This is a genomic window from Terrilactibacillus tamarindi (assembly GCF_009718825.1).
Taxonomy (GTDB): Bacteria; Bacillota; Bacilli; order Bacillales; family Sporolactobacillaceae; genus Terrilactibacillus; species Terrilactibacillus tamarindi.
In genome coordinates this window covers 92,047-116,549 of record NZ_WNHB01000005.1, presented here as the reverse complement: position 1 = coordinate 116,549, position 24,503 = coordinate 92,047, and the positions used below count along the sequence as shown (strand labels likewise).

Here is a 24,503-nt window from a genome sequence, read left to right as displayed (position 1 = left end):
ATAATTATTTCAGCTTTCTATGGTTATGTAAGATAACGAACTTTAAAACAGCAAAAAAAATAGGATAGGAATTTGTATTCCTACCCGAGAATCTATCTATTCACTTATATTGATCCATCCTCTAGAATGCGAAGCCTCCGCAAGTCTTTTTGTTCCAAGAATATAAGCGGCTACTTTCATATTTACACCATATTCTTTAACTATTTCCATGATATTATGATAGCTTTCTGTGATTCTCTCTTTTAACCGTTGTTCAACAAGTTCCTCTGTCCAATAATACCCTTGATTATTTTGGCACCATTCAAAATATGAAACAATGACTCCTCCAGAATTAGCGAGTACATCCGGTACAACAAGAATGCCTCTTTTATCTAAACGTTCTATGGCTTCTTTAGTGGTTGGGCCATTAGCAGCTTCAATAACACATCGACATCTTAGCTGATCGGCGTTTTCTGTTGTGATGACGCCACCGATGGCTGCTGGTATTAATACGTCGCATTCTTGTTCGAGCAATTCTTCATTCGTCATTGTTTGTCTAAAAAACGTAGAGACAACCCCGAAGGCATCCTTATTTTCCATTAGATACGGGATATCGATGCCATCATAATCATAGATCGCCCCTTTCGCATCCGCTATGCCAACAATTTTTGCTCCAAGATCATATAAATATTGTGCTAAGTAACTTCCAACATTTCCGAAACCTTGAATGATCACACGCATACCTTGAATTTGTAAGTTTTGTTGTTCACAAACCTTTTGAAGAATATATAAAACACCTTTCGAGGTAGCTGTTTCTCTTCCTTTTGATCCCCCAAGTACTAACGGTTTCCCTGTTATAAATCCAGGAGCACCCGACTCACAGATATGATTATACTCATCTAGCATCCATCCCATAATTTGTGCATTTGTATACATATCAGGTGCTGGGATATCTTTGGTTGGCCCGACAAACTGACTAATAGCACGAATATAACCACGACTTAACCGTTGCAATTCGTTTCTACTTAATTTTCTAGGATCACAAATGATACCACCTTTAGCTCCACCATAAGGAAGATGATTAATCCCGCATTTTAAGCTCATCCATCCAGATAAGGCTTTAACCTCTTCGGGAGTAACATCAGGATGAAAACGGATTCCTCCTTTGGTTGGTCCACAGGCATCATTGTGTTGGGCTCGATAGCCTTGAAAGACTTTGGTCCCGCCATCATCCATCTGAACAGGAATGTTAACCTCCAAAAATCGCACCGGACTTTTTAAAAAATGATAGGCCTCTTTAGGGTAAGATAGGAGCTCTGTTGCTTCATATAATGTTTCCTGAAATTCACCTAGTGGATTCTCCTTTTTATTCATTCCTACTTCTGAAGTTTTGCGATTTTTTTCTTCAACTAGTATCGACATTGTTATCCCCATTCTTTTTCATATTGTCTTGAACTATCTTCCGAAAACAATAATAGGGGAGATAAACTTACATTTATACAATTTTGTAAGATAATATGACATATTATATTAAAATTATTAGTAACTAAGAAAATAATAATCTTTTATGTCAGTTTATCTAGCATATCTGTTGGACAAATTCACAAAGTATGTTAAAGAACCTGTTCCTTCACAACTGGAACAGGTTCTTTTGGTCCATCATTTTATTTATTTTTTACCTCTTCAGGGACTTGTAAACCTAGACCAGCTGCCACGCGCAACCCATAATCAGGGTCGGCTTTATAAAAGTGTCCAATCTGTCTAAGTTTAATCTCTTCTTTTTCAACTGGTTTCATAGCTGCTACAATATTTTCGATCAATCTCGTCTTTTCGCCATCCGTCATTAATCGATATAAATCACCCGCTTGCGTATAGTGATCATTGTGGTCGTAGGTTACACTATCGACAGTTCCTTGAACAGGATAAGTCGCCTGTTTTGCTTCAGGTGTCTCTGTAGGCCCTCCAAAACTATTCGGTTCATAATAGGTTGATCCTCCGCCATTTTCATCGAAACGCATAGCGCCGTCACGTTGATAATGATTGACGTCGACTCGGGGACGATTAATCGGTAACAATTGGTGATTAGTACCTACACGGTGTCTGTGAGCATCTCCATACGCAAAAAGTCGACCTTGTAACATTTTATCTGGTGAAACATCGATGCCTGGTACCAATGTGCCAGGTGAGAATGTCGCCTGTTCGACTTCGGCAAAGTAATTCTCAGGGTTTCGATTTAATACCATTTTTCCTACTTCAATTAAGGGGTAATCTTTTTGGGACCAAACTTTAGTCACATCAAACGGATCAAAACGGTAAGTATTAGCATCTTCTAACGGCATGATTTGAACATATAATGTCCATGACGGAAAGTCTCCATTTTTTATGGCATTTTGCAGATCTTCAATATGATAATCTGGATTTTCACCGGCAAGCTGCTCAGCAACATCTGCAGTTAAATTTTTAACACCTTGATCGGTTTTAAAATGATATTTAATCCAGACACCTTCCCCAGCTTCATTTGTCCATTTAAATGTATGACTTCCAAAACCGTGCATATGTCTAAATGTTGCAGGGATTCCGCGGTCAGACATTAAGATCGTCACCTGATGCAGTGATTCTGGTGAAAGCGACCAGAAATCCCATACAGCGGTCGGGTTTTTTAAATGAGTTTTAGGATCTCTTTTTTGAGTATGAATAAAATCCGGAAATTTAATCGCATCTCGAATAAAAAAGACCGGTGTATTATTACCTACTATATCGTAATTCCCTTCATCTGTATAAAATTTTACCGCAAACCCTCTTGGATCACGCAAGGTGTCGGCTGAACCATTTTCACCTGCAACCGTTGAAAACCGAATAAACAGAGGTGTTCTTTTGCCAACTTCAGACAAGAAACTCGCTTTCGTATAGTTTGTTAGATCATTCGTCACTTCAAAATAACCATGTGCACCGCCACCTTTGGCATGAACGACTCTTTCTGGAACTCTTTCTCGATTAAAATGAGCTAATTTTTCAATAAGATGCACGTCTTGTATTAATGTGGGTCCTCTATAACCGGCTGTCATTGAATTTTGATTATCACCAACAGGTGCTCCCCAACTCGTTGTCAAATGTTTATTATTTTCCTTCATGGTCACCTCTCCATTTTTATTTAAATTAAATACTTATTTATTTTTATTTCCATTTGATAATTATTATAATTTAATACTTTTTATAAATCAACCATTTTTGCTTTTCTTTTTTAACGAACAATTGTCCTACCATATAAAAGGGTTTTTATAACGATTGATGTAGGAATCAATTTTGCAATCAATAAAACTTTTCTTAAAGATGTCATCACAAATGAGAGGTTAATTAATTAGTTGAGAAAATCGAAAAAACCAGGCTCTAATTGCCTGGTCATCTCATTTTAGTTTTTAGTTTTAAACGGATGTTTTGAAAAGCGGATGTAGACTGAAAGGTATATAACCCAACTAATCCTTGTTTAAATGTAGGATCTTCTTTTTCGATGACCAAATTCTTATCTAAATAAATCTTGATTAAATGCTGCCTAGCGACTACTTTCAAATGATATTTTTGGTTTCCAATTAAAGTCATGGGCTTTTGAGCGATAACCATTCGCTTCCCATTGTCATATTTGATAAGCTGAACAGACTTATGCGAAACATCAAGGGCCGCGACGTACATATTTTTTGCCACCTTGTCAGAATAAAAAATCAAACCTCCGGTACCTGTTATCTTATTAATATAGTGTTTGTTTAGAATGGTTACGTCACTTTCATATTCGAAATTTTTACCCATCCTATTAGATAAAATGCTGCCTTCACCTTCACTTTGACCCACTTTCCCACTAATCGAGTCAGCCCAGATTCCCTTTATCGTTTGCCACTTCTTAATGTTTGAAACGAGAGGAGAAGACCCCCAAATCGAAGTAAAAGGTTGAAGAACAAATGAAGTTATGACTGTATGACCACCAGAACTATAGAGCGAGATACGATCGCTTTTCGCCCTAGGAAAAATTTGATCTGTAATGACTCGGATTCCATCATTTCCGAATACTTCTATTGATGAACGATCTAAAAATATGTGTAACTGGATTTTATGGTTGGTTGGATTCATATGTATAGCATGCACACCCGTTATATCTGAGTTAAAATGAAAATCTGACGAATGCGAGCGATCAACAAGTAATTGATGGGTTGTTACTTGATAACCAATCTTCGTGTATTGACCGACACCTTCCCTTAGTCTGAAACCAAATTCCTTTGCGTTTGACTTCGATAGGTCAAATTCTGCTTTTATTTCGCCTACCTTAAACTTGTGACCTTTAAGAACGTTCGTACTTGGTTGTATGGTCTTCTGATGAAAACGAATGTGTCCATCTTGAGGTTTAAGATGATAAATCGGCGTTTGTTTTAATCGAAAGGAGTCACCCATTTTTACTAAAGTTAAACTAACGGGTAAAGTCATGGAATTTCGCCAGGGCGTCGTGGGTATTCTCTCAGCATATTTCCAGTTACTCATCCATGCTATTGTCACGCGTTCTCCTCTAGGGCCTTCAAGATTATTCCATGGGATAGCCGCATAATAATCTGCTCCATAATTGACCCAGTCTCTCCTTTTTAATTTTCGACTTTGAATAAAATGCTGGCCGTTAAAATCACCAACAAAATATTCAACACCCGTTCCACCAGCAGGCGAACCGTCCGTTCGGCTTATTTGCAGGACCCATTTCTTTTGATTTGAGTTTTCAACTGGCAACCGCATGAGAGAGGGACATTCCCAAACTCCTTTACTTTGATCCGTTGATCCAAACGTACTCATGAGTGTCCATTGCTTTAAATTCTTAGATGAATAAAACATCGCTTTATGTTGGGCAGCAAGAACCATGATCCATTTTTTATCCTTTTCATACCAGAAAACATTCGGATCGCGCCAATCTTTTATTCCTGGATTTCTCATTATGGGTTCATGGATTTTTTTCCACGTTTGTCCCTCGTCGTGGCTTACGGCCATTCGTTGATCTTGTATCCCTTTCCGATCATTGGTATAGAAAGCGATCATAGTATCTTTTCCAAACCCTGAATCATTTTTCTTGTCAATAATAATACTTCCTGAAAAAATGTTTCCTTGAGCATCAGGATATAAAGCTATTTTTTGAGGAATCCAATGGGTTAAATCTGTACTAATCACATGTCCCCAATGCATCGGACCCCATAATAAGCCATATGGGTAATATTGATAAAACATGTGATAGAGTCCATGATAATAGACAAGGCCATTTGGATCATTCATCCACCCAAATTCAGGTGAAAAATGAACTTGATTACGATAAGGTTCTTGATAATACTCAGCATCATAGGCATGACTTATCTGTGGACATATAAACATGGTGAAGCCCAAACTAAAGATAACCATTAATTTCTTTAACAACATCACACCTCTTTTTCTTGTCGTTCTTTTCTCCTTCCACTTATAGTGCGTGTTCAAAAAGGTGACAAATTAGAAGCAAGAAGATAAGAGCGCGCAGTTCCTGAGGACCGGACTTCCACAGGATGTAGTAGCTTCAGGCGCCAGCCACAGGACGTGAGCGATTTTAGTTGAAGATCCTCTTGTTTTTGCTAGAGGACCGGCATTCCACAGGATGTGGTGGCTTCAGGCGCCAGCCACAGGACGTGAGCGATTTTAGTTGAAGATCCTCTTGGATAGCGTCGGAGATTCGTAGCTTATCATTTGGTGACTTTTTGAACAACCTCTTATAGTACGTTTATAGTTATACTGTACATTAAAGTTACTTTTATCCATTTTGTATAAAGAAATGAATTATTTAATTTATAAACAAAAAAACATACCTGACATGAAGGCATGTTTTATTAAATTAGATTTTTTTAGCTCAGACTTGTACTCGTTAGTTGACAACCTCTAATTCCTTGTTATTGGTTAAATTATGAAATCATGATTCTTCTATTATGACCTTTTATTTCATCTTACGAGCATATTCTTCTCATCTTTGTTAAAGTGATAGTATTCACCTATTTTCACTAGGAAAGGAAGAATTATTTATGTCATTAACAGGAAAAAAAGTATTATCTTTTGTCAGCGATGATTTTGAAGATTTAGAGTTATGGTATCCGATCTTACGTCTTCGTGAAGCAGGCACCATTGTTCACTTAATTGCGGAAGAGGCTCATCATAAATATATCGGTAAATATGGCGTTCCTGCAGAATCAGATTTTACTTTCAGTGAAGTTAACCCAGAAGAATATGATGCAGTTGTTGTCCCAGGGGGATGGTCTCCAGATAAACTCCGCCGTTTCCCAGAAGTCCTTTCCATTGTTCGGCACTTTCATGAAAACAAAAAACCAATAGGCCAAATTTGTCATGCAGGTTGGGTTCTGATATCTGCTGGCATACTTGATGGCGTATACGTTACAAGTACACCTGGAATTAAAGACGATATGACAAATGCAGGTGCCATTTGGCATAATAAACCTGTTGTTGTTGATGGACACATTGTTTCTAGCCGTAGACCACCTGACTTACCTGATTATTTAAAAGAACTCATTAAAGTCATTGAATCTAAGTAAAAAAAAGTGCGTTCTATTTATGAACGCACTTTTTTTATATGGATTTTGATGCTTTTAATCTTTCAAATAGGATAATAAAGAATAGAACCAAAGCTACAGTTAATAAAATATGTCCAAGTCCAGCCATACCTGAGATTGCGGGTCCAACGGATTTACCAAGCACGGTCATCGTTCCGTGGATGACCATAAATCCAATCGTCCAGAGCAGGCCGATATTGTATAGCCAGAAAAACGGTAAGAACAACTTACTTTTTGATAAAGTAAAAAGTTTCTCTAACACTAAGAAAATCAAGAACATCATCATACCAAGAGCAAGTAAATGCGTATGCAAGACAGACAACATCGATTGGCCTGTGAAGTTGTATGCTTTCGTTATTTCTCTGTAAAAAATACCTGCTAATAATCCCAGTATCATATAAATAAGTGCTGAAAAGTATAACTTTTTCATTTCCAATCCCCTTACAAAAGATTTTCATCCTCTATGATTATATCATTTTATCTAGCCATTGGATCAATAAGAGCCAACTCAATCGATATAGAGAATGATAAGAATGAAAGTAGTCATGGAAAGTCTTACCCCATTGCATTTATAATAAAAATGCGATTAAATTAAGATTGCTAGATTAAAGTTTGGTCGCTTATAATGAAGATTAGTGTATAGAGAGGTGAAATCATGGATTGGCATTTAAAAACATTCTCTGAATTAACAACGTCAGAGCTCTATCAAATACTTAATGAACGGAATCGTATTTTCATTGTTGAACAGGCCTGTCCTTTTCAAGATATAGATGATAAAGATCAAGATTGCTACCACTTATTTACCGAAAAAGACGGTCAGATTATTGCTTATCTCCGAATTGTTCCAGAAGGGGTCATTTACCCTGAACTATCCCTTGGTCGTATTATTGTTAAAAAGGAATACAGAAAACAAGGGATTGCAAGGGAAATGATCGACAAAGCTATTCAGTTTTCTATAGACGAACTACATCCCAAAAAAATTAAACTACAAGCTCAAGTACAAGCGAAAGGACTCTATGAGCGATTTGGTTTTAAAGATGTTTCAGAACCGTATCTAGAAGACGATATTCCTCATGTTGATATGATTTTAGAGATTTAGATTTAACTCAAAAAATCAACCATCCTTATTCATATATGGGATGGTTGATTTTTTAGATTCATGATGGGCATGTTATTGCCTAGCTTCATAAACTTTTAACTGTTTTCCTTTTACCTTCGTCTCTTTCATGGCGTTAAGCACTATTGGTCCTTTTCCGTTAAGGATATCGACATAAGTCGAGGTTTCTTGTATCGTTATAATGCCAATATCATCAGCTGTAACGCCTTCGAGTTTTGCAATGGTTCCGACAAAATCAACGGCTCTCAATTTCTTCTTTTTTCCGCCATTAAAATACAATTTCATAATGTCTTGATTTAGTGATTCACTTTTATCTCGTTTAAGTTTCGGTGTTTCGCTTAGTGTCTTTTGAAACGATGCCTGATGTTTCAACACGTCTTGTCTAGTTGGGATTGATTCCTTTTTTAGCTTAAAACCAATGTAGTCTTGGATTTCTTCTAATATAGGTTTCTCACGAGGGGTCACAAATGTGATAGCAAGCCCTTTTTTCCCAGCTCGTCCAGTCCTCCCAGTACGATGGACATAGCTTTCTTTTTCAAGCGGGATGTCATAATTCATGACAAGAGAAATATTATCCACATCGATTCCTCTTGCTGCTATATCAGTAGCCACAAGATAACGGAATTTCCCGAGTTTAAACTCCTTCATAACATGAAACCGTTCTTCTTGTGACAAGCCACCATGAATTTTTTGACAAGGATAGTTTAACCGCTTTAAGCCTTGAAAAAGTGTATTCACTTGTTCTTGCGTTCGACAGAAGATAATACAACTATCTGGATTTTCAATAGTCAAGATGTTTTTGAGTAAACAAAACTTTTCTTCACCTTTAATTTCGTAATATTTATGTTGTATTCTATTGGTCGTTACATCTTCTTGCTCTATCTCTATGTCAATCGGTTCATTCATATAACGTTGACATAATTGTTTAATACTTTCTGGTATCGTTGCTGAGAATAAGAGTGTGACACGATTCTCAGGTAACTTTGCCATAATCGCTTCCACTTGTTCGATAAATCCCCTATTTAACATTTCATCGGCTTCATCGATCACAAAGTATTGAATTCGCTCTAAGACTAGAGTTCCTTTGTTAATATGATCTAAGACACGTCCCGGAGTACCAACAACCACATGTGATTTTTGTTTCAATTCGTTCTTTTGTCTATCAAAAGGCTGCTTACCGTAAATAACAGTTGCTTTGATTCGTTTAAAGCGCCCAATGTTGGTTATATCTTCTTTAATTTGTGCCGCTAATTCACGTGTTGGAGTCAATATTAACGCTTGAGGTTTATTTTCTTCCCAATCGACGAGTTCACAAATAGGTATGCCAAAGGCAGCTGTTTTCCCGCTCCCTGTTTGGGATTTGACTATCATATCCTTCTTTTTCAATATATTGGGGATAACTTTTGCCTGAACAAGTGTAGGTTGATGATAATTTAAACGTGATAAAGCTTGTAATATTTCTTGACTAAGTGAGACTTTTTTAAAACTGGATGTATACATCAATAACCCTCATTTTCTGTTTTCTCATATATATTTCATTATGCCACTTTTTCATGGAATAAACCCAAAAAACAAGGACCCCATAAAAAGAGGTCCATGTCTTTTACAATACTTTGTTCAGGAAGTCAATGGTTCTTGGATTTTTCGGGTGTGCAAACACTTCTTTTGGTGACCCTTGTTCGACAATATAGCCACCGTCCATGAAAATCACACGATCTGATACTTCCCTGGCAAAGCCCATTTCATGGGTCACAACGACCATGGTCATCCCATCTTTGGCTAAACCTTTCATTACATTGAGTACTTCACCAACCATTTCAGGATCTAATGCACTTGTAGGTTCATCAAACAACATAATATCCGGATTCATCGCAAGAGCTCGAGCAATGGCTACACGTTGTTTTTGACCTCCAGATAATTGATCTGGATAACTATTTGCCTTGTCTTTCAAGCCGACACGATCAAGTAGTTTAAGAGCTGACTCTTTAGCTTCTGCTTTTGTTTGTTTCTTTAATTGAACAGGAGCTAAGGTGATGTTTTGTAACGTACTTAAATGAGGAAATAGGTTGAAATTTTGAAACACCATTCCAATATTCTCACGGACTTTATTAATATTAACCTTCTTACTAAGATCGTTGTCATCAACGATAATTGTTCCGCCATTCATTTCTTCAAGTTGGTTTAAACAACGTAAAAACGTACTTTTACCTGAACCTGAAGGACCGATAACACAGACCACTTCACCTTCTTTTACTTCTAAATCGATGTCTTTTAAGACTTGCAAGTCTCCGTAACTCTTTTTTAGATTAGTTACTTTTAACTTTACCATGACGAATTCTCCTTTCTAGGCGATTGGATATTTTTGTTAAGATCGTGATGATAATAAAGTACATAATCGCTACAATCAGCCATATTTTAAAGGATTCAAAATTCCTCGCGATGATAATTTTTCCGCTTTGTGTTAACTCTGCAATTCCAATAATCGATAGAATCGACGTGTCTTTTAATGTCATAACAAATTGGTTAATAATCGACGGAATCATAATACGAACCGCTTGAGGCAAAATAACTTTCATCATCGATTTTCCATATGGTAAACCAAGACTACGAGCTGCTTCCATCTGTCCTTTATCAACCGATTGAATACCGCCTCTGACGATTTCAGCCATATAGGCACCTGCATTTAAACTTAACGTGATAACCCCTGCTAAGAGAGCACTCATACGAAAATCAAGAGCAGTTGGAATTCCAAAATAAATAAAGAACGCTTGTACAAGGAGTGGCGTGCCTCTAAATATATCAACGTAGATTAAACCAATCGCTCTGATGACTTTCTTCGTTGATACCCGCATAAATCCAAAAATTAAACCAAGAATTGAAGCAAAGATTAAAGAAATAACCGTCAGTTCAATGGTTAACCATAACCCGTGCATCAAACTAGGCATACTTGATTTTACAAGTCCAAAGAAACTGGTATCTTTCTCTACACTTTTCTGCGCCTGCTTGCCAAGGTATTTGTTCATGAGTTGATCGTATTTACCATTGGCTTTCAAATTTTCTAATCCAGCATTAAATTTTTCTAATAACTCTTTATTTTGTCCTTTGCTTACTGCAAAGCCATAAGATGCCCCTTTTTCTTTATCGGTGACCATCTTTAAACCGTTATGTTGCGTTGTACCGTAAGCAATAACAGGATAGTCATCAAAACATGCGACCGTATTGCCACCCTTGACGTCATCATACATATTAGCAGAATCATCAAAAGAGACGGTTTTAAATCCATATTTATCTTTGATTGAATCAGCAAACGCTGCTCCTTCAGTACCTGTTTTCACAGCTACTTTCTTCCCTTTTAAATCCTTATAAGATTTTATCTCTTTATTTGTTTCAGCAATGGCCATAACGACCCCTGAATCAAAATAGGGTTTTGAAAAATCGAATTTCTTTTGACGTTCATCCGTTATACTCATACCGGCAATAACGCCATCCACTTGTTTTGATTCGAGTGCTTGTACAGCAGCATTAAAGCCGAGTGGTTTCATTTCATATTTAAACCCTTGATCTTCCGCAATGGCCTTTAATAGTTCCATATCTATTCCAACATATTCGCCGCTTTCATCTTTAAATTCAAATGGAGCGAATGTAACATCTGTTGCGATCGTATATGTTTGACCTTGTTTAGCGTTGGGGTGCTTTTGATTAGATGAGTTTGATTGGGAACATCCAGAAATCATCATCATTAATAAAAAAATAATTGTGAAAAATCCAAATCCTATCCTTTTCATGAGTCCTCCTTGATGTATTTACATAGGTTGTCTTACTTGGGTTATCTCATTTGGCCAAAAACTAGTAAAGAACTCTATGTTTTTTTTTAAAAATATATCTACTTTCATTCACACACATAATATCATATTAGCACAATTCAATACTTTTAAAAACATCTTAATGACCGGTGTATGTGATTTATACTTTACTTTATTAAACTATGAAAGGTCTGTCTTAAAGCTTCAAGTGCAGCTTCTAATTCGTCTTTTGCAAGCCGTGCAAACGTTAACCTAATGTAACCCTCGGAAGACCCCAATACACTCCCCGGCATAATGATGACACCGTGATTTGCTGCTTGGTGGAGTAATTTCGAGTCTTGAATGGGGGTCTTTAATCTTAACCAGATATACAACCCTCCATGAGGAGTTTGAAACGTCACATAATCCTTAAAGTCTCGCTCTAGTATCTCTATTGCACGATCCCGTCTATCCTTTAATTCAGCTACGAGTCGATCAACATGTTCCTGATACTTTCCTGATGACATAAAATGATCGGCCACTAATTGCGGAAATATACTTAATCCAAAATCCATTTGATTTCTTGCATCCATTAACCTTTGAATGACCGTTTTTGGAGCAATCAGCCAACCAATACGTATGTTTGAACCGACCGTTTTTGATAAAGAACCTAAATATAGAACATTTCCAGTTTGGTCCTTTGATTTCATCAGGCTTCCTGATTCCTCATCATATGAAAGTAAACTAAAAGGATTGTCCTCTACAATTGGAATTGATAAAGATGCACAAAGGTCAACCAGCTCTTTTTTTCTGTCTTCAGACAAAGATACACTGGTTGGATTCTGAAAAATGGGATTTAAGAACACAAGTTTAATACGATGTTTTTGATACAAAACTTTGACATCTTCGGGATTAATCCCCTCTTCATCTATCGGCAGAGCAAATATCCGAAGACCGGCGGATTGAAACAACGGCAAAGAGTAATAATAAGATGGTGCTTCAATTGCAATGGCATCTCCAGGAGATAAAAGACACTGAGTCATGAGATAAATCGCCTGTTGGGCCCCACTCGTTATCATAATTGAGTCTGCCGTTGTGTCCACATGATAGACTTCTTTCATATGATGGCTAATGGTTTCTCTTAAAGGTCGATAGCCTTGTGGATCCTCATCCTCAAACAATTCTTCTGCCCCTAATATTTTTTCATATTGTGGTTTAAGTAAACTGTCAGGAAACAAATCAGGTCCAAGTTCACCACCTGCTAAATTCCATAATGATTTGTTGTGAGAAAGTTCATGTATTTTTTGAATAAGTGGATGGGGTGGTAAAAAAGATCCACTATCAACATAGGCTTTCCAATTGGTTGAACCAGCTGGCGAAATTCCCCATTTTTGTGTACTTACTTTCGTCCCACTTCCCCTTTTTCTTTCTATTAATCCAATAGACGTTAATTCATCGTAGGCATGTACAACTGTAGAACGGTTCACTCCAATCTGCTCTGCTAACTTTCTTTCTGTTGGTAAGACACTACCTGGTGTATATTCACCTTTCATAATTTTTTCACGTAATTGGTCGCTTATTTGTCGATATATCGGCTGTTTACTCTTCTTATCAATTTCCCACATTTTGCTTCTTCCTTTTTCTAAAAAGTGATTTATCTCGTTAAAACGATTATATTTTAAAATTGGATGAGAAATAAAACATCCAATTGGACGGTTTCATTTATTATGTCATACTTTATCATAATCTTATAAATAATACGCATTTATTTATCAAAAGATAAATTGAAAATGAATGTAATTGGAGGAATGGATCAATGGTTAATACAGTTGTAGGAACGGATCGTGTCAAACGCGGAATGGCACAAATGCAAAAAGGCGGCGTCATCATGGACGTTGTAAATGCTGAGCAAGCTAAAGTTGCTGAAGAAGCTGGTGCAGTTGCCGTTATGGCACTTGAACGTGTCCCTTCTGATATTCGAAAAGCTGGCGGCGTCGCTCGTATGGCTGATCCTCGTATCGTTGAGGAAGTTATGAATGCTGTATCAATCCCTGTTATGGCGAAAGCTCGTATTGGGCACATTACTGAAGCTCGTGTTCTTGAAGCCATGGGTGTGGATTATATTGACGAAAGTGAAGTTTTAACACCTGCTGATGAAGAGTATCATTTACTTAAAAATCAGTACACTGTACCATTCGTATGTGGTTGCCGTGATATAGGTGAAGCTGCTCGCCGTATTGGTGAAGGTGCTGCCATGCTTCGTACGAAAGGCGAACCAGGAACAGGAAATATTGTTGAAGCCGTGCGTCACATGCGTAAAGTCAATTCTCAAGTGCGCCAAGTTGTTAACATGAATGACGATGAACTCATGACAGCTGCGAAAAACTTCGGTGCACCATATGAAGTATTAAAACAAATTAAAGAAGCTGGACGTCTCCCAGTTGTTAACTTCGCCGCAGGTGGTGTGGCTACTCCTGCTGATGCCGCTCTTATGATGGAACTTGGAGCTGACGGAGTCTTCGTTGGATCAGGTATTTTTAAATCTGAGAATCCTGAAAAATTCGCGAAAGCCATTGTACAAGCTACCACATATTATACAGATTACAAATTAATCGGCGAACTTTCTAAAGAACTTGGTACGGCTATGAAAGGGATTGATATTGCCGATTTAACATTGGAACAACGTATGCAAGAACGTGGTTGGTAATAAGAGAAGATAAGCTATGAAAAGAAAAGCGGATGAGTAGTCCGTTTTTCTTTTCAAATTAAGTCATCGAAAGGAGCGATCTTAATGGTGAAAATTGGCGTTTTAGCCTTGCAAGGAGCTGTTTCTGAACATCTACACCATATTGAAAAGTGTGGTGCTGAGGCCGTTAGTGTTAAAAAGCCGGAACAACTTGATGATTTAGATGGGTTAATTTTACCTGGTGGTGAAAGTACGACGATTCGTAAATTGATGTTAAAATACGGTTTCCTCGAACCGATTCGTGCCTTTGCTAAGAAAGGAAAAGCCCTTTTTGGCACATGTGCCGGTATGATCATCTTGGCTAAAGATATTGAAGGAGATACGGAAGAGGAAGAGTCACTTGGCTTAATGGATGTCAAAGTAAGACGTAATTCATTTGGACGTCAAGTCGACAGCTTTGAAGCCGGTTTAGATATAACGGGACTTGATGCACCGTTCCCAGCTATTTTTATTCGAGCTCCCCATATTCTTTCAGTCAATGATCATGTCGAAGTCCTTTCTACTTGTGATGATCGAATTGTGGCTGTTCGTCAAGGAAATCTCCTTGCTACATCCTTTCATCCAGAGTTAACAGATGATTATCGTATGATTGGTTTATTTGTTGACATGGCTCGTGAAGCTAAAGTTAAAGCTTAGTCATAATTCTTCTAATAATATTAGAAATAAAAAAAATCCTGATGGAGCAACTATCCATTAGGATTTTTTTATCGATTAAATATCTCCAGGCTTGTATATTTTTTGAAGTAACCAATATGTAAAAAATTCTTCATTTTACATAGTTGCGTTACCAACTTTTTCTTTGTATCATGAGGTTTGATGAACGTAGTTGCAAATGCAACTAAATAGTGATGAGGTGTTGTTTTTGCAATCTCAAGTCAAAACGTACCAGGATGATCCACTCATTCAAAAAAAACGATGGATCATCTTAATTGTTCTTAATTTATTTGTATTTATGTCAACTTTAGATGGGAGCATTGTTAATATTGCCCTTCCATCGATTTCAAAAGATCTAAATTTATCCATTGCTCAATCACAATGGATTGTCAGCGGCTATATTTTAACCATTTGTTCCATCATTCTTTTTTTTGGTAGACTCGGTGATATCGTAGGCAAAATAAACATGTTTAAATTAGGATGTATCATTTTTATATTTGGTTCTTTATTGTGTGGATTCAGTCATAGCTTAACTTTTTTACTAACTTCACGTATCGTACAGGCGATTGGTGCCTCTATGACAATGGCAAATAACCAAGGGATCATTACTGAAATCTTTCCTGCTAATCATCGGGGAAAAGCGCTTGGATTACTTGGAACTTTTGTTTCACTCGGTAGTATTACTGGCCCTAGTCTAGGGGGATTTATGGTTTCTTCACTGGGTTGGCAGTCTATTTTTTGGGTAAATATTCCGATCGGTCTCATTGCCATTATACTTGGATGGATGATACTACCAAAAGATATGATCAAATTACGGTCAAAACTCGATATCACAGGCAGCGTTTTGTTCGCCTTATCCATCATTAGTCTTTTCACTGGTCTTTTACTAGGGCAGCAAGCTGGTTATACCGACCTTCGCATCATTGCGGCATTTTTCGCTAGTGTCATTTTATTGATCTTTTTCCTATACGTTGAAAGTCACAAAGAAGACCCAATGATCAAGTTATCCATTTTTAAAAATCCATTATTCTCATTAAGTATTTTTTGTGGATTTCTTGTCTTTGTTTCAAACTTTTGTTTCAATATCGTATCACCTTTTTATACTCAAGATATTCTCCTTTTATCGCCTTCGCATGCAGGATTAGTTCTGATGCTCTTTCCCATAACGATGGTGATTGTGGCACCACTAAGCGGGGCGTTATCTGATAAAATTGGTTCAGAGCTATTAACCTTCGTTGGACTCTTAATGATGGTTGTAGTTCAATTTGGACTCGCTGGTCTTCATCAAGAGAGTGGCATTTGGCTTGTTTGTGTTTGGGTGGCTCTTCTTGGAATAAGTTGTGGGTTGTTCCAATCTCCCAACAACTCTCTCGTTATGTCTACCGTAAAAAGAACACAACTCGGCATCGCAGGAAGCATCAATGCTCTCGTTCGGAATCTAGGTATGGTTGTTGGTATATCCGCTGCGACAAGCATTTTATTTTCTGTCATGAGCCGGGAAGCTAGGTATCGTGTGACTGCATTAATTCCTCATCGCCCTGACATTTTCTTAGATGGCATGCATGTTGTCTTCTTAAGTTCTGCGAGTATTTGTCTACTTGGTGCTTTACTCACAGGCTGGCGTTTATATCATTCAAAACGCTCAAGATTCAAACAACCTAACATCCATCAAAATGTAAAATAATAAAAGAAACGCCTCTTCGGTTTTAATTTACCGATGAGGCGTTTCTTTTGCCATTTTCTGCCGATTGTTTAACTTATAATATCTACAAGCGCTTGTTCTGCTAAAGTAGCCAGCAATTTAACGCTTGGCATCAAAGCTCGGTCATCAATCTCAAATTTGGGATGATGGAGTGAATAAGGTGTTGAAGTGCCTATATGAACAAACGTACCTGGTATTTTTTCTTGATAATGAGAAAAGTCTTCTCCTGAAGAAGGCGGCTTAATGTCAATGACTTCAAAACCCACTTCTTTAGCCTTTTCAATGGTAAACAGGGTCCATTTTTCATCATTCATCACGGCTGGAGATCCACCATGCCAAATAAAAGTGGCCTTCGCTCCAAATGCGCTTGCGATTCCCTCAACGACTTGTTTTATTTTTCCTTTTATTGTTTCTCTAATATCGAGGTCAAGTGATCGTACAGTTCCCTCTAATTGAGCCATTGAGGGGATAACATTCCATGTATTCCCGCTATGAAGCTGACAAATACTGACGACAGCACTATCTTGCCAATCAATATTACGGCTAACGATAGACTGCAGTGCAACCAAAATATGACCAGCAACGAGAATCGGATCGACCCCTAAATCTGGGTGTGCTGCGTGTGTGCCTACTCCTTCAACCATAATTTCAAATCGATCACAATTTGAAGACATCGCTCCAATACGAGTTCCAAGTTGCCCTAATTCAAGACTTGGCATATTATGAAGGCCAAAAATGGCTTGAACATCATCAAGAGCATGTGTATTTAGGATATCAATTGCTCCTGGACCCGTTTCTTCTGCTGGTTGGAAAATAATACGAACCGTTCCTTTTAGTTCATGCTCTTTTTGTTTGAGCACATAAGCGGCACCTAATACGGCCGTTGTATGAAAATCATGTCCGCACGCATGCATTTTTCCATCGAATCGCGATTTATAAGGTAACGTCGTTTCCTCATGAATGGGAAGAGCATCAATATCCCCTCTAATCGCTACGACTGGCCCTTTCGGATCACCACTAACTTCTGCAACCAAGCCCGTTTTTAAAGGTAAATCAAGTATGCTTATATCTAAATCACCTAACCAGTCCCTCAGCTTTTTTGTTGTTTCAAATTCTTCATTTGAAATTTCTGGTTCTTGATGAAGATGATGACGAATTTCTATTAGTTTTGATTCAAGTTGTCCGGTTGTAACCGTGAGTGCTGTATGAACCAAACCCCTCACTCCTCTGCTTAGACTCTTCTAGTATCTTATCACAAATCTGTCTATATAACTTTAAGACTCGTGAAAAAAGAACAAAAAACGTCTCCAACTTCTCCCCAGAAAAAAACACTCCAATATCATGATGACTTGGAGTGCTCTAACTAGTTATAAGACTCTACATGGAGATATTTTTCTGCCTGTTTAATACTCTCTATGGATGGTGGTTTGACATCTTGAAGAGGATAAACCAATCCCAACTTTTCCCACTTATAGACTCCCATCGTATGATAAGGCAAAATTTCTACTTTCTTAACATGTTTTAACGTGGCGATAAAATCGCCAAGTTCTTGAAGATCGTTTTCATCATCAGATATACCAGGAACGAGGACATGTCTAATCCACATATCTTGATTGTGATTAGATAGGAATCTTGCCATTTGTAAGATATGTTCATTCGATTTTCCTGTTAATTGTTGATGTTTTTGATTATTAATCTGCTTTAGATCAAGCAATACCAAATCGGTTACTTGTAGAAGCACTTCAAGACGCTCAATAAAATGAGGGTCGCCCGAAAAAACACCTCCACTTGTATCAATCGTTGTATGGATCCCTTGTTGCTTACATTTTGTGAATAATTCGATTAAAAATGGAATCTGCATCAACGGTTCTCCACCGCTGACCGTAAGTCCACCACCAGAGGCGTCCATAAAAGGTTTATACGATAAAGCTTCTTGTAGGATTTCATCAGCCGTGACTTCTATCCCTTTATTTACTTCCCAAGTATCGGGATTATGACAATATTGACACCTGAGCACACAGCCCTGCATAAATACGACAAAACGGATACCTGGTCCATCCACAGAACCAAGCGATTCTGTGGAATGGATCCGTCCAATCACCTTCTTCACTTAAGTCACCTTCTTCTTACATCATGGCATGCATCGTACGATGAATGACATCGAGTTGTTGTTCACGTGTTAACTTAATAAAATTAACGGCATACCCTGAGACGCGAATGGTTAACTGTGGATATTGTTCAGGATGTTCCATGGCATCTAAAAGCGTCTCACGTTTAAATACATTGACATTAAGATGATGACCTTTTTTCATCACATATCCATCTAACATACCAACCAAATTTTGATATTGATCTTCTGGGCTCTTTCCGAGTGCACTTGGAATAATAGAGAAGGTATTTGAAATTCCATCTAAACAATATGAGTAAGGAATTTTCGCCACAGAACATAAGGATGCTAAAGCCCCTTTTGTATCTCTTCCATGCATAGGATTAGCACCTGGTGCAAAAGGTTCACCGGCTTTTCTTCCATCAGGCGTTGAACCCGTTTTTTTACCATAGACCACATTCGATGTAATCGTTAAGACGGAAGTTGTATGCTTTGCTCCGCGATAGGCTGGGTGTTTTTTTACTTTCGTCATAAATCTTTTCACCAGATCCACGGCTATTCTATCGACACGGTCATCGTTATTACCGTATTTAGGGAAATCCCCTGTAATGTTAAAATCAACGGCAAGACCATTTTCATCACGAATAGGTGTCACAACGGCATATTTTATAGCGCTTAAGCTATCGGCCGCAACCGATAATCCCGCAATTCCTGTTGCCATCGTTCGTAAAATTTCGGTATCATGTAAGGCCATTTCTAATCGTTCATACGAATATTTATCATGCATATAATGAATCACATTCAGTGTATTTAAGTAAAGCCCAGCAAGCCATTCCATCATTTGATCATATTTCTCCATCACTTCTTCATAATCTAGTACATCAGAAGTGATAGGTTCGTAGTTAGGGCCGACTTGTACTTTCGACTTCTCATCTTTTCCACCATTAATGGCATAAAGCAATGTCTTTGCTAGATTGGCCCTGGCACCGAAGAATTGCATTTGTTTTCCAATTCTCATAGCAGATACACAGCAAGCGATTCCGTAATCATCACCCCATTCTGGACGCATAATATCATCATTTTCGTATTGAATGGCCGAAGATTCAATTGATATTTTTGCACAATAGCGTTTAAAAGCTTCAGGCAAACGTGTTGACCATAATACGGTTAAATTAGGCTCTGGTGCAGGACCCAAATTGGTCAATGTATGCAAGAATCTAAAGGAATTCTTCGTTACAAGCGCTCTTCCGTCTTCACTAACTCCCCCAATCGATTCTGTGACCCACGTTGGATCTCCTGAAAACAGTTCATTGTATTCAGGCGTTCTGGCAAACTGTACCATCCTTAGTTTAATAATAAAGTGATCGACAATTTCTTGGGCTTCTTTTTCTGTTATCCGCCCTTCGTTCAAATCACGTTCAATGTATATATCTAGGAATGTCGACGTTCTGCCTAAACTCATAGCTGCTCCGTTTTGTTCTTTGATGGCGGCTAAATAACCAAAATAGAGCCACTGAAAGGCTTCTTGAGCAGTAAAAGCAGGTTCAGAAATATCAAACCCATAACTTTGCGCCATAGTTTTTAAATCCTGAAGAGCCCGGATTTGTTCATTTAGTTCTTCCCTTGCTCGAATGACATCATCCGACATGGTTGTTATCCCTGTATTTCGCAAGTCTTTTTGTTTCTCGGCAATCAAACGATCAACGCCATATAAAGCGACTCGGCGATAATCACCTATTATTCTACCTCGTCCATAAGCATCTGGTAGACCAGTAATAATACCTGAGCGTCTCGCTGCCCTCATTTCATCCGTATAAGCATCAAAGACACCTTGATTATGTGTTTTCCGCCAATCTCTAAAAATTGAACTGATCTCTTTATCTATTTCATAGCCATAAGCTTTAGCTGATACTTCAGCCATCCGAATACCGCCAAAAGGCTGAAGGGAACGTTTGAAAGGTTTATCCGTTTGCAATCCAACAATCTTTTCATCATCTTTATCTAAGTAACCAGGCTCATGGGAGGTGATCGTCGAAACAATATGGGTATCCATATCAAGTACTCCGCCACGTTCTCTTTCTAGTTTTGATAAAGACATAACTTGTTTCCAGAGGAATTTCGTTGCTTCGGTCGGTCCTTCTAAAAAGGCTTCATCTCCTTCATAAAGTGAATAGTTTGTCATAATGAAATCTCTCACATCAATTTCCTCTTTCCAAACATTTCCTTGAAAGCCCTTCCATTTCTCCATAGACTATCGCCTCCTTGTTTCTAATCTTATTATATGATAATCAAACACTCATCTTATGTCCTGAATGTTACACCTTTGTGAAATCATGTTGTCCAACGATTATTTTGTTAAAACCTATACTTCCTCTTTGAAATCTGTTATGATAGGGGAACATATGTATCCATATACATATCATGATTAGCTTCATTTCTCGATACTTCTGAGATTCAACTTTCATATTAAGGAGAAAAAAATGACTGGAAAAACACACATAGTAGGAGGGCTCGCGGCAGCTTTAATATCTGTACAGTATGAGCCCACTTTAGATCCATTCTTAGTTTTGCCTTTTGCAACACTTGGTAGTTTACTTCCTGATATTTGTCATAGTGGGAGTAAAATTGGTCGGAAACTCCCTGTACTTGCGCGACTCATTCGCATCTTTTTTGGTCACCGAACGATGACCCATAGTTTGTTATTTCTTATTATTATTGGATACTTAGGATACCGTTTTGTCCCTTATTCGGACTTGACTACGGGTCTTATGATAGGCATAATAAGTCATCTTATACTTGACGCGGCAACAAAACAAGGGATAAAGTTACTATTTCCCCTATCCATGTCTATTAAATTACCAATAACAACGCATACAGGAAGCCGGACTGAAAAATTAATTCGTCATCTTTTATCCCTATATATTATTGTTCAGTCACTATTCCTCTTTCATCATCTTCTTCCTATTACAGTTGGATAACCTTTTATGTATTCAATTATAGAATAGCTGACTTATTTGTAAAACAAACCCCATCATAGGTGTGATGGGGTTTGGTTCTAGTTTATAAAACCAGCTGTTTGTATAGAGAATGATATTTTTCAGCTGACGCATCCCAGCTAAAATCCAACTTCATGGCTTGTTCCACTAGCCTCTTCCATTTCTCCGTTTGATGAAAAAAGCCTAGTGCACGTTCAATGGTATATAGCATATCATGTGCGTTAAAATTGGTAAAAGTAAAACCCGTACCTTCGTCAGTAAATTCATTATATGGAATAACGGTATCTTTCAATCCACCCGTTTCTCTCACGATAGGAATGGTTCCATAGCGAAACGAAATTAATTGACCAATCCCACAAGGTTCAAATTGTGATGGCATGAGAAAGAGATCAGATCCCGAATAAATTTGTCGTGCTAATGATTCGTCAAAATAGATATTGATTGAGGCTTTATCTGGATATTGAAACCCTAGATCCTTAAATGCTTGTTCGTATCGATAATCCCCTGTTCCGAGTAGAACGAATTGAACATCATAACTCATAAGTTCATGGAAGACTCGAAGAATTAAATCGATCCCTTTTTGATCTACCAAACGAGTAATCATAGATATCACAGGAGTATCAGTTCGTACCGGTAGATGTAGTTTTTCTTGTAGCTTTTGTTTATTGAGTTGCTTACCAACAATGTCTGAATAAGGTTGAAATAAATCATCATCAGTTTCTGGATTATAACTGGAATCATCTATTCCGTTAATAATACCAACTAGATGGTTTTGTCTTGCTCGAATAAAACCATCCAGTTGTTCACCGTAATAGGGCCATTGTATCTCTTCGGCATAGGAAGGACTAACCGTCGTTATACAATCTGAATAGGCAAGTCCTGCCTTCATATAATTTACATTTCCATAAAATTCAAGACCATTCATATGAAAATATGAGTCATCCAATTCTAGTAAATCATAGAGTACACCTTTTGGATAAATCCCTTGATACCTCAAATTATGAATGGTAAAGACCGTTTTAATATTTCTATAAAATGGGTTATGGGCAAAATGTGCTTTAAGCATCACGCTAATTGGTCCTGTTTGCCAATCATGACAATGAATGATATCCGGTTTATCTTTTAAATGTGGTAAACTTTCAAGAACCGCTCTTGAAAAGAATGCAAACCGCTCACCATCATCATGATAACCATAACTTCCATGGCGCTTAAAGTAATATTCATTATCTAGAAAATAGTATGTTACTTCATCTTTTTCCAGTTTCAATATTCCGCAATATTGCTGACGCCAACCAACTGAAACATTTATACTTGTTACAAACTCAAGATTTTCTGTGTATTTCACAGGAATGTCTTCGTATTTAGGTAAGACAACACTAATATGAAGATCTTGATTCGTTAATGATTTAGGTAAAGCACCTATGACATCGCCAAGTCCTCCTGTTTTAACAAATGGGGCGCATTCAGATGCTGCATATAGTACGTTCATGACTTGGACCCTCCGATAGATTAAATGATCTCGCCCTTTTTTATCACCATTGGATCAAGATCACCCATGACAACTTGATTTTTTCTAACCTTTACTTGTTTATCTGTAATCACATTTTCTAGGAAAGCGCCTTCTTCTATCTCCCCTTTTTGCATGATAATGCAATTTTTTACAACCGCTCCTTTTCGTATTTTAACCCCACGAAATATAATGCTATTTTCAACGACTCCCTCGATATCGCATCCGTTAGCAATTAATGCCGTGTTAACCTTAGAAAAAGCAGAATATTTGGCTGGGGGTTCATGTTTCACCTTCGTGAAAATATCCCAGTCACGAAAGAAGAAGGAATTTAAAATATTAGGATCTAGCAACGTCATATTACTCTTATGAAACGTTTTCAAAGAATGGATAAAAGGTAAAACACCATCAAATGCATACCCGTTCACACGTCGTTTCATCAAGTTTGCTTTGATTCCATCTTTGAGCAGATCATATTCTTTATTATTGACGCAAGTTTCGATGATATCGATGAGGACCTCTTTATTTATTACGTACGTTTCAAGACATACTAAATCGCCTTCATCAATTCCTGTGTATAAACTTATATCTTGAACTTCTCCCGCTTCCCCGATCTTACATGTATTATAGAGGGGTTTTGAAACAGGCTCACCATCATACGCCTTGTAAACAACCGTCATATCCGCTTTACTTTTTTTATGTTCTTTGATCACATCAGTAAAATCAATTTTACAAACATGATGACCTGGCGATATGATAACTAAATCAGCAGCTGAACGATGAAAAAAATCGATCTGATCTTTGAATTGTTCCAAATCGCCATGAATCATTTTATTGGGCTGCATCGGTGGAAAAAAGAATAAACCACCATTTCTTCGATCGAGATCCCATTCTTTCCCTGTTCCTAAATGATCCATTATGGATCGATAATTTTCTTTAGCAAAGATGGCTACTTTACTAATATTGGCATGTATATAATTAGAAAGTGTAAAATCAATGAGTCGATTCCGTCCTCCAAAGGGTACAGAAGCAAGGCAACGATTCAAAGTTAATTCTTTTAAATATTGTTTTTCATTAATGAGGTTTACGATTCCTAGTACCCTATCCAATAAACACATCCCCTTTTAGGACCAGTTATAAAATTACATTTTGAAAAATAGTTTGCATAAATGACAGAAGGTCAAGAACGAGGTTTCGGGGAACTATATGTAGACTTTATATCTACAAGAGGACCGAAGAAACAAAACCTTGATTTCATTCATGTTTATATAAAACTTAACTATAAATAATGGCATTATGCTTTATTAT

General features: G+C 37.5%; 19 protein-coding genes. 6 read left to right on the top strand and 13 right to left on the bottom strand.

From position 1 onward, the window contains the following. Nucleotides 1–96: 96 nt before the first annotated feature. The 3 genes from GMB86_RS04675 to GMB86_RS04665 all read right to left on the bottom strand — a co-directional run bounded on the left by GMB86_RS04675 (nt 97) and on the right by GMB86_RS04665 (nt 5,412). Nucleotides 97–1,353 (bottom strand): Glu/Leu/Phe/Val family dehydrogenase, encoded by a 1,257-nt coding sequence (locus GMB86_RS04675; protein ID WP_230459000.1) that lies wholly within the window; start codon nt 1,351–1,353, stop codon nt 97–99. A gap of 290 nt (nt 1,354–1,643) precedes the next feature. After that, on the bottom strand, nt 1,644–3,110 hold the full coding sequence (gene katA / locus GMB86_RS04670) for a catalase KatA (protein ID WP_155217304.1): 1,467 nt from the start codon (nt 3,108–3,110) through the stop codon (nt 1,644–1,646). A 268-nt stretch (nt 3,111–3,378) separates the two neighbouring features. After that, nucleotides 3,379–5,412: a glycoside hydrolase family 32 protein gene (locus GMB86_RS04665; protein ID WP_196220124.1), complete on the bottom strand. Its 2,034-nt coding sequence runs from the start codon at nt 5,410–5,412 to the stop codon at nt 3,379–3,381. Nucleotides 5,413–6,041: 629 nt separating this feature from the next. Here GMB86_RS04665 and GMB86_RS04660 point away from each other — a divergent pair. Further along, complete coding sequence (locus GMB86_RS04660; RefSeq protein ID WP_155217300.1) at nt 6,042–6,566, top strand: type 1 glutamine amidotransferase domain-containing protein; 525 nt, start codon at nt 6,042–6,044, stop codon at nt 6,564–6,566. Between the two features lie 34 nt (nt 6,567–6,600). On the opposite strand, the gene GMB86_RS04655 is transcribed toward GMB86_RS04660, so the two are convergent. After that, nucleotides 6,601–7,014, bottom strand: a complete 414-nt coding sequence (locus GMB86_RS04655; protein WP_155217298.1) for a DUF2871 domain-containing protein — start codon at nt 7,012–7,014, stop codon at nt 6,601–6,603. A gap of 225 nt (nt 7,015–7,239) precedes the next feature. On the opposite strand from GMB86_RS04655, the gene GMB86_RS04650 reads away from it, so the two are divergent. After that, entirely contained in the window at nt 7,240–7,683 is a 444-nt protein-coding gene (locus GMB86_RS04650; RefSeq protein ID WP_155217296.1) for a GNAT family N-acetyltransferase, read from the top strand. 72 nt (nt 7,684–7,755) lie between these two features. Here GMB86_RS04650 and GMB86_RS04645 read toward each other — a convergent pair whose 3' ends face one another. The 4 genes from GMB86_RS04645 to pdxR form a co-directional block, all read right to left on the bottom strand. After that, the gene (locus tag GMB86_RS04645; RefSeq protein WP_155217294.1) at nt 7,756–9,201 is read right to left on the bottom strand and encodes a DEAD/DEAH box helicase; all 1,446 of its coding nucleotides are present in this window, start codon (nt 9,199–9,201) and stop codon (nt 7,756–7,758) included. 103 nt (nt 9,202–9,304) lie between these two features. Continuing rightward, a complete protein-coding gene (locus GMB86_RS04640) occupies nt 9,305–10,030 on the bottom strand; it encodes an amino acid ABC transporter ATP-binding protein (RefSeq protein WP_155217292.1) in 726 nt (241 codons plus the stop codon). Continuing rightward, nucleotides 10,008–11,486 (bottom strand): amino acid ABC transporter substrate-binding protein/permease, encoded by a 1,479-nt coding sequence (locus GMB86_RS04635; protein WP_155217290.1) that lies wholly within the window; start codon nt 11,484–11,486, stop codon nt 10,008–10,010. Before GMB86_RS04635 ends, GMB86_RS04640 begins: the two co-directional genes overlap by 23 nt. Nucleotides 11,487–11,671: 185 nt before the next feature. Next, complete coding sequence (gene pdxR / locus GMB86_RS04630) at nt 11,672–13,108, bottom strand: MocR-like pyridoxine biosynthesis transcription factor PdxR (protein WP_155217288.1); 1,437 nt, start codon at nt 13,106–13,108, stop codon at nt 11,672–11,674. A gap of 191 nt (nt 13,109–13,299) precedes the next feature. On the opposite strand from pdxR, the gene pdxS reads away from it, so the two are divergent. From pdxS to GMB86_RS04615, 3 genes are all read left to right on the top strand, one after another. Continuing rightward, entirely contained in the window at nt 13,300–14,190 is an 891-nt protein-coding gene (gene pdxS, locus GMB86_RS04625) for a pyridoxal 5'-phosphate synthase lyase subunit PdxS (RefSeq protein WP_155217287.1), read from the top strand. An 84-nt stretch (nt 14,191–14,274) separates the two neighbouring features. Then, entirely contained in the window at nt 14,275–14,865 is a 591-nt protein-coding gene (gene pdxT, locus GMB86_RS04620) for a pyridoxal 5'-phosphate synthase glutaminase subunit PdxT (protein WP_155217285.1), read from the top strand. A gap of 196 nt (nt 14,866–15,061) precedes the next feature. Further along, nucleotides 15,062–16,567, top strand: a complete 1,506-nt coding sequence (locus tag GMB86_RS04615) for an MFS transporter (RefSeq protein WP_155217396.1) — start codon at nt 15,062–15,064, stop codon at nt 16,565–16,567. 68 nt (nt 16,568–16,635) lie between these two features. On the opposite strand, the gene GMB86_RS04610 is transcribed toward GMB86_RS04615, so the two are convergent. The 3 genes from GMB86_RS04610 to pflB form a co-directional block, all read right to left on the bottom strand. Continuing rightward, nucleotides 16,636–17,799: an amidohydrolase gene (locus GMB86_RS04610; protein ID WP_155217283.1), complete on the bottom strand. Its 1,164-nt coding sequence runs from the start codon at nt 17,797–17,799 to the stop codon at nt 16,636–16,638. 149 nt (nt 17,800–17,948) lie between these two features. Continuing rightward, nucleotides 17,949–18,686 carry a pyruvate formate-lyase-activating protein gene (gene pflA / locus GMB86_RS04605; RefSeq protein WP_329602757.1) on the bottom strand — a complete coding sequence of 246 codons (738 nt, stop codon included), beginning with the start codon at nt 18,684–18,686 and terminating at the stop codon, nt 17,949–17,951. Nucleotides 18,687–18,711: 25 nt separating this feature from the next. Next, on the bottom strand, nt 18,712–20,940 hold the full coding sequence (gene pflB, locus GMB86_RS04600) for a formate C-acetyltransferase (RefSeq protein ID WP_155217281.1): 2,229 nt from the start codon (nt 20,938–20,940) through the stop codon (nt 18,712–18,714). A gap of 232 nt (nt 20,941–21,172) precedes the next feature. Here pflB and GMB86_RS04595 point away from each other — a divergent pair, with 232 nt between their 5' ends. Next, nucleotides 21,173–21,670 (top strand): metal-dependent hydrolase, encoded by a 498-nt coding sequence (locus GMB86_RS04595; RefSeq protein ID WP_155217279.1) that lies wholly within the window; start codon nt 21,173–21,175, stop codon nt 21,668–21,670. 82 nt (nt 21,671–21,752) lie between these two features. On the opposite strand, the gene glgA is transcribed toward GMB86_RS04595, so the two are convergent. Further along, a complete protein-coding gene (glgA, locus tag GMB86_RS04590; RefSeq protein ID WP_155217277.1) occupies nt 21,753–23,177 on the bottom strand; it encodes a glycogen synthase GlgA in 1,425 nt (474 codons plus the stop codon). Between the two features lie 20 nt (nt 23,178–23,197). Beyond that, on the bottom strand, nt 23,198–24,304 hold the full coding sequence (gene glgD, locus GMB86_RS04585) for a glucose-1-phosphate adenylyltransferase subunit GlgD (RefSeq protein ID WP_155217275.1): 1,107 nt from the start codon (nt 24,302–24,304) through the stop codon (nt 23,198–23,200). Nucleotides 24,305–24,503 lie beyond the last annotated feature (199 nt).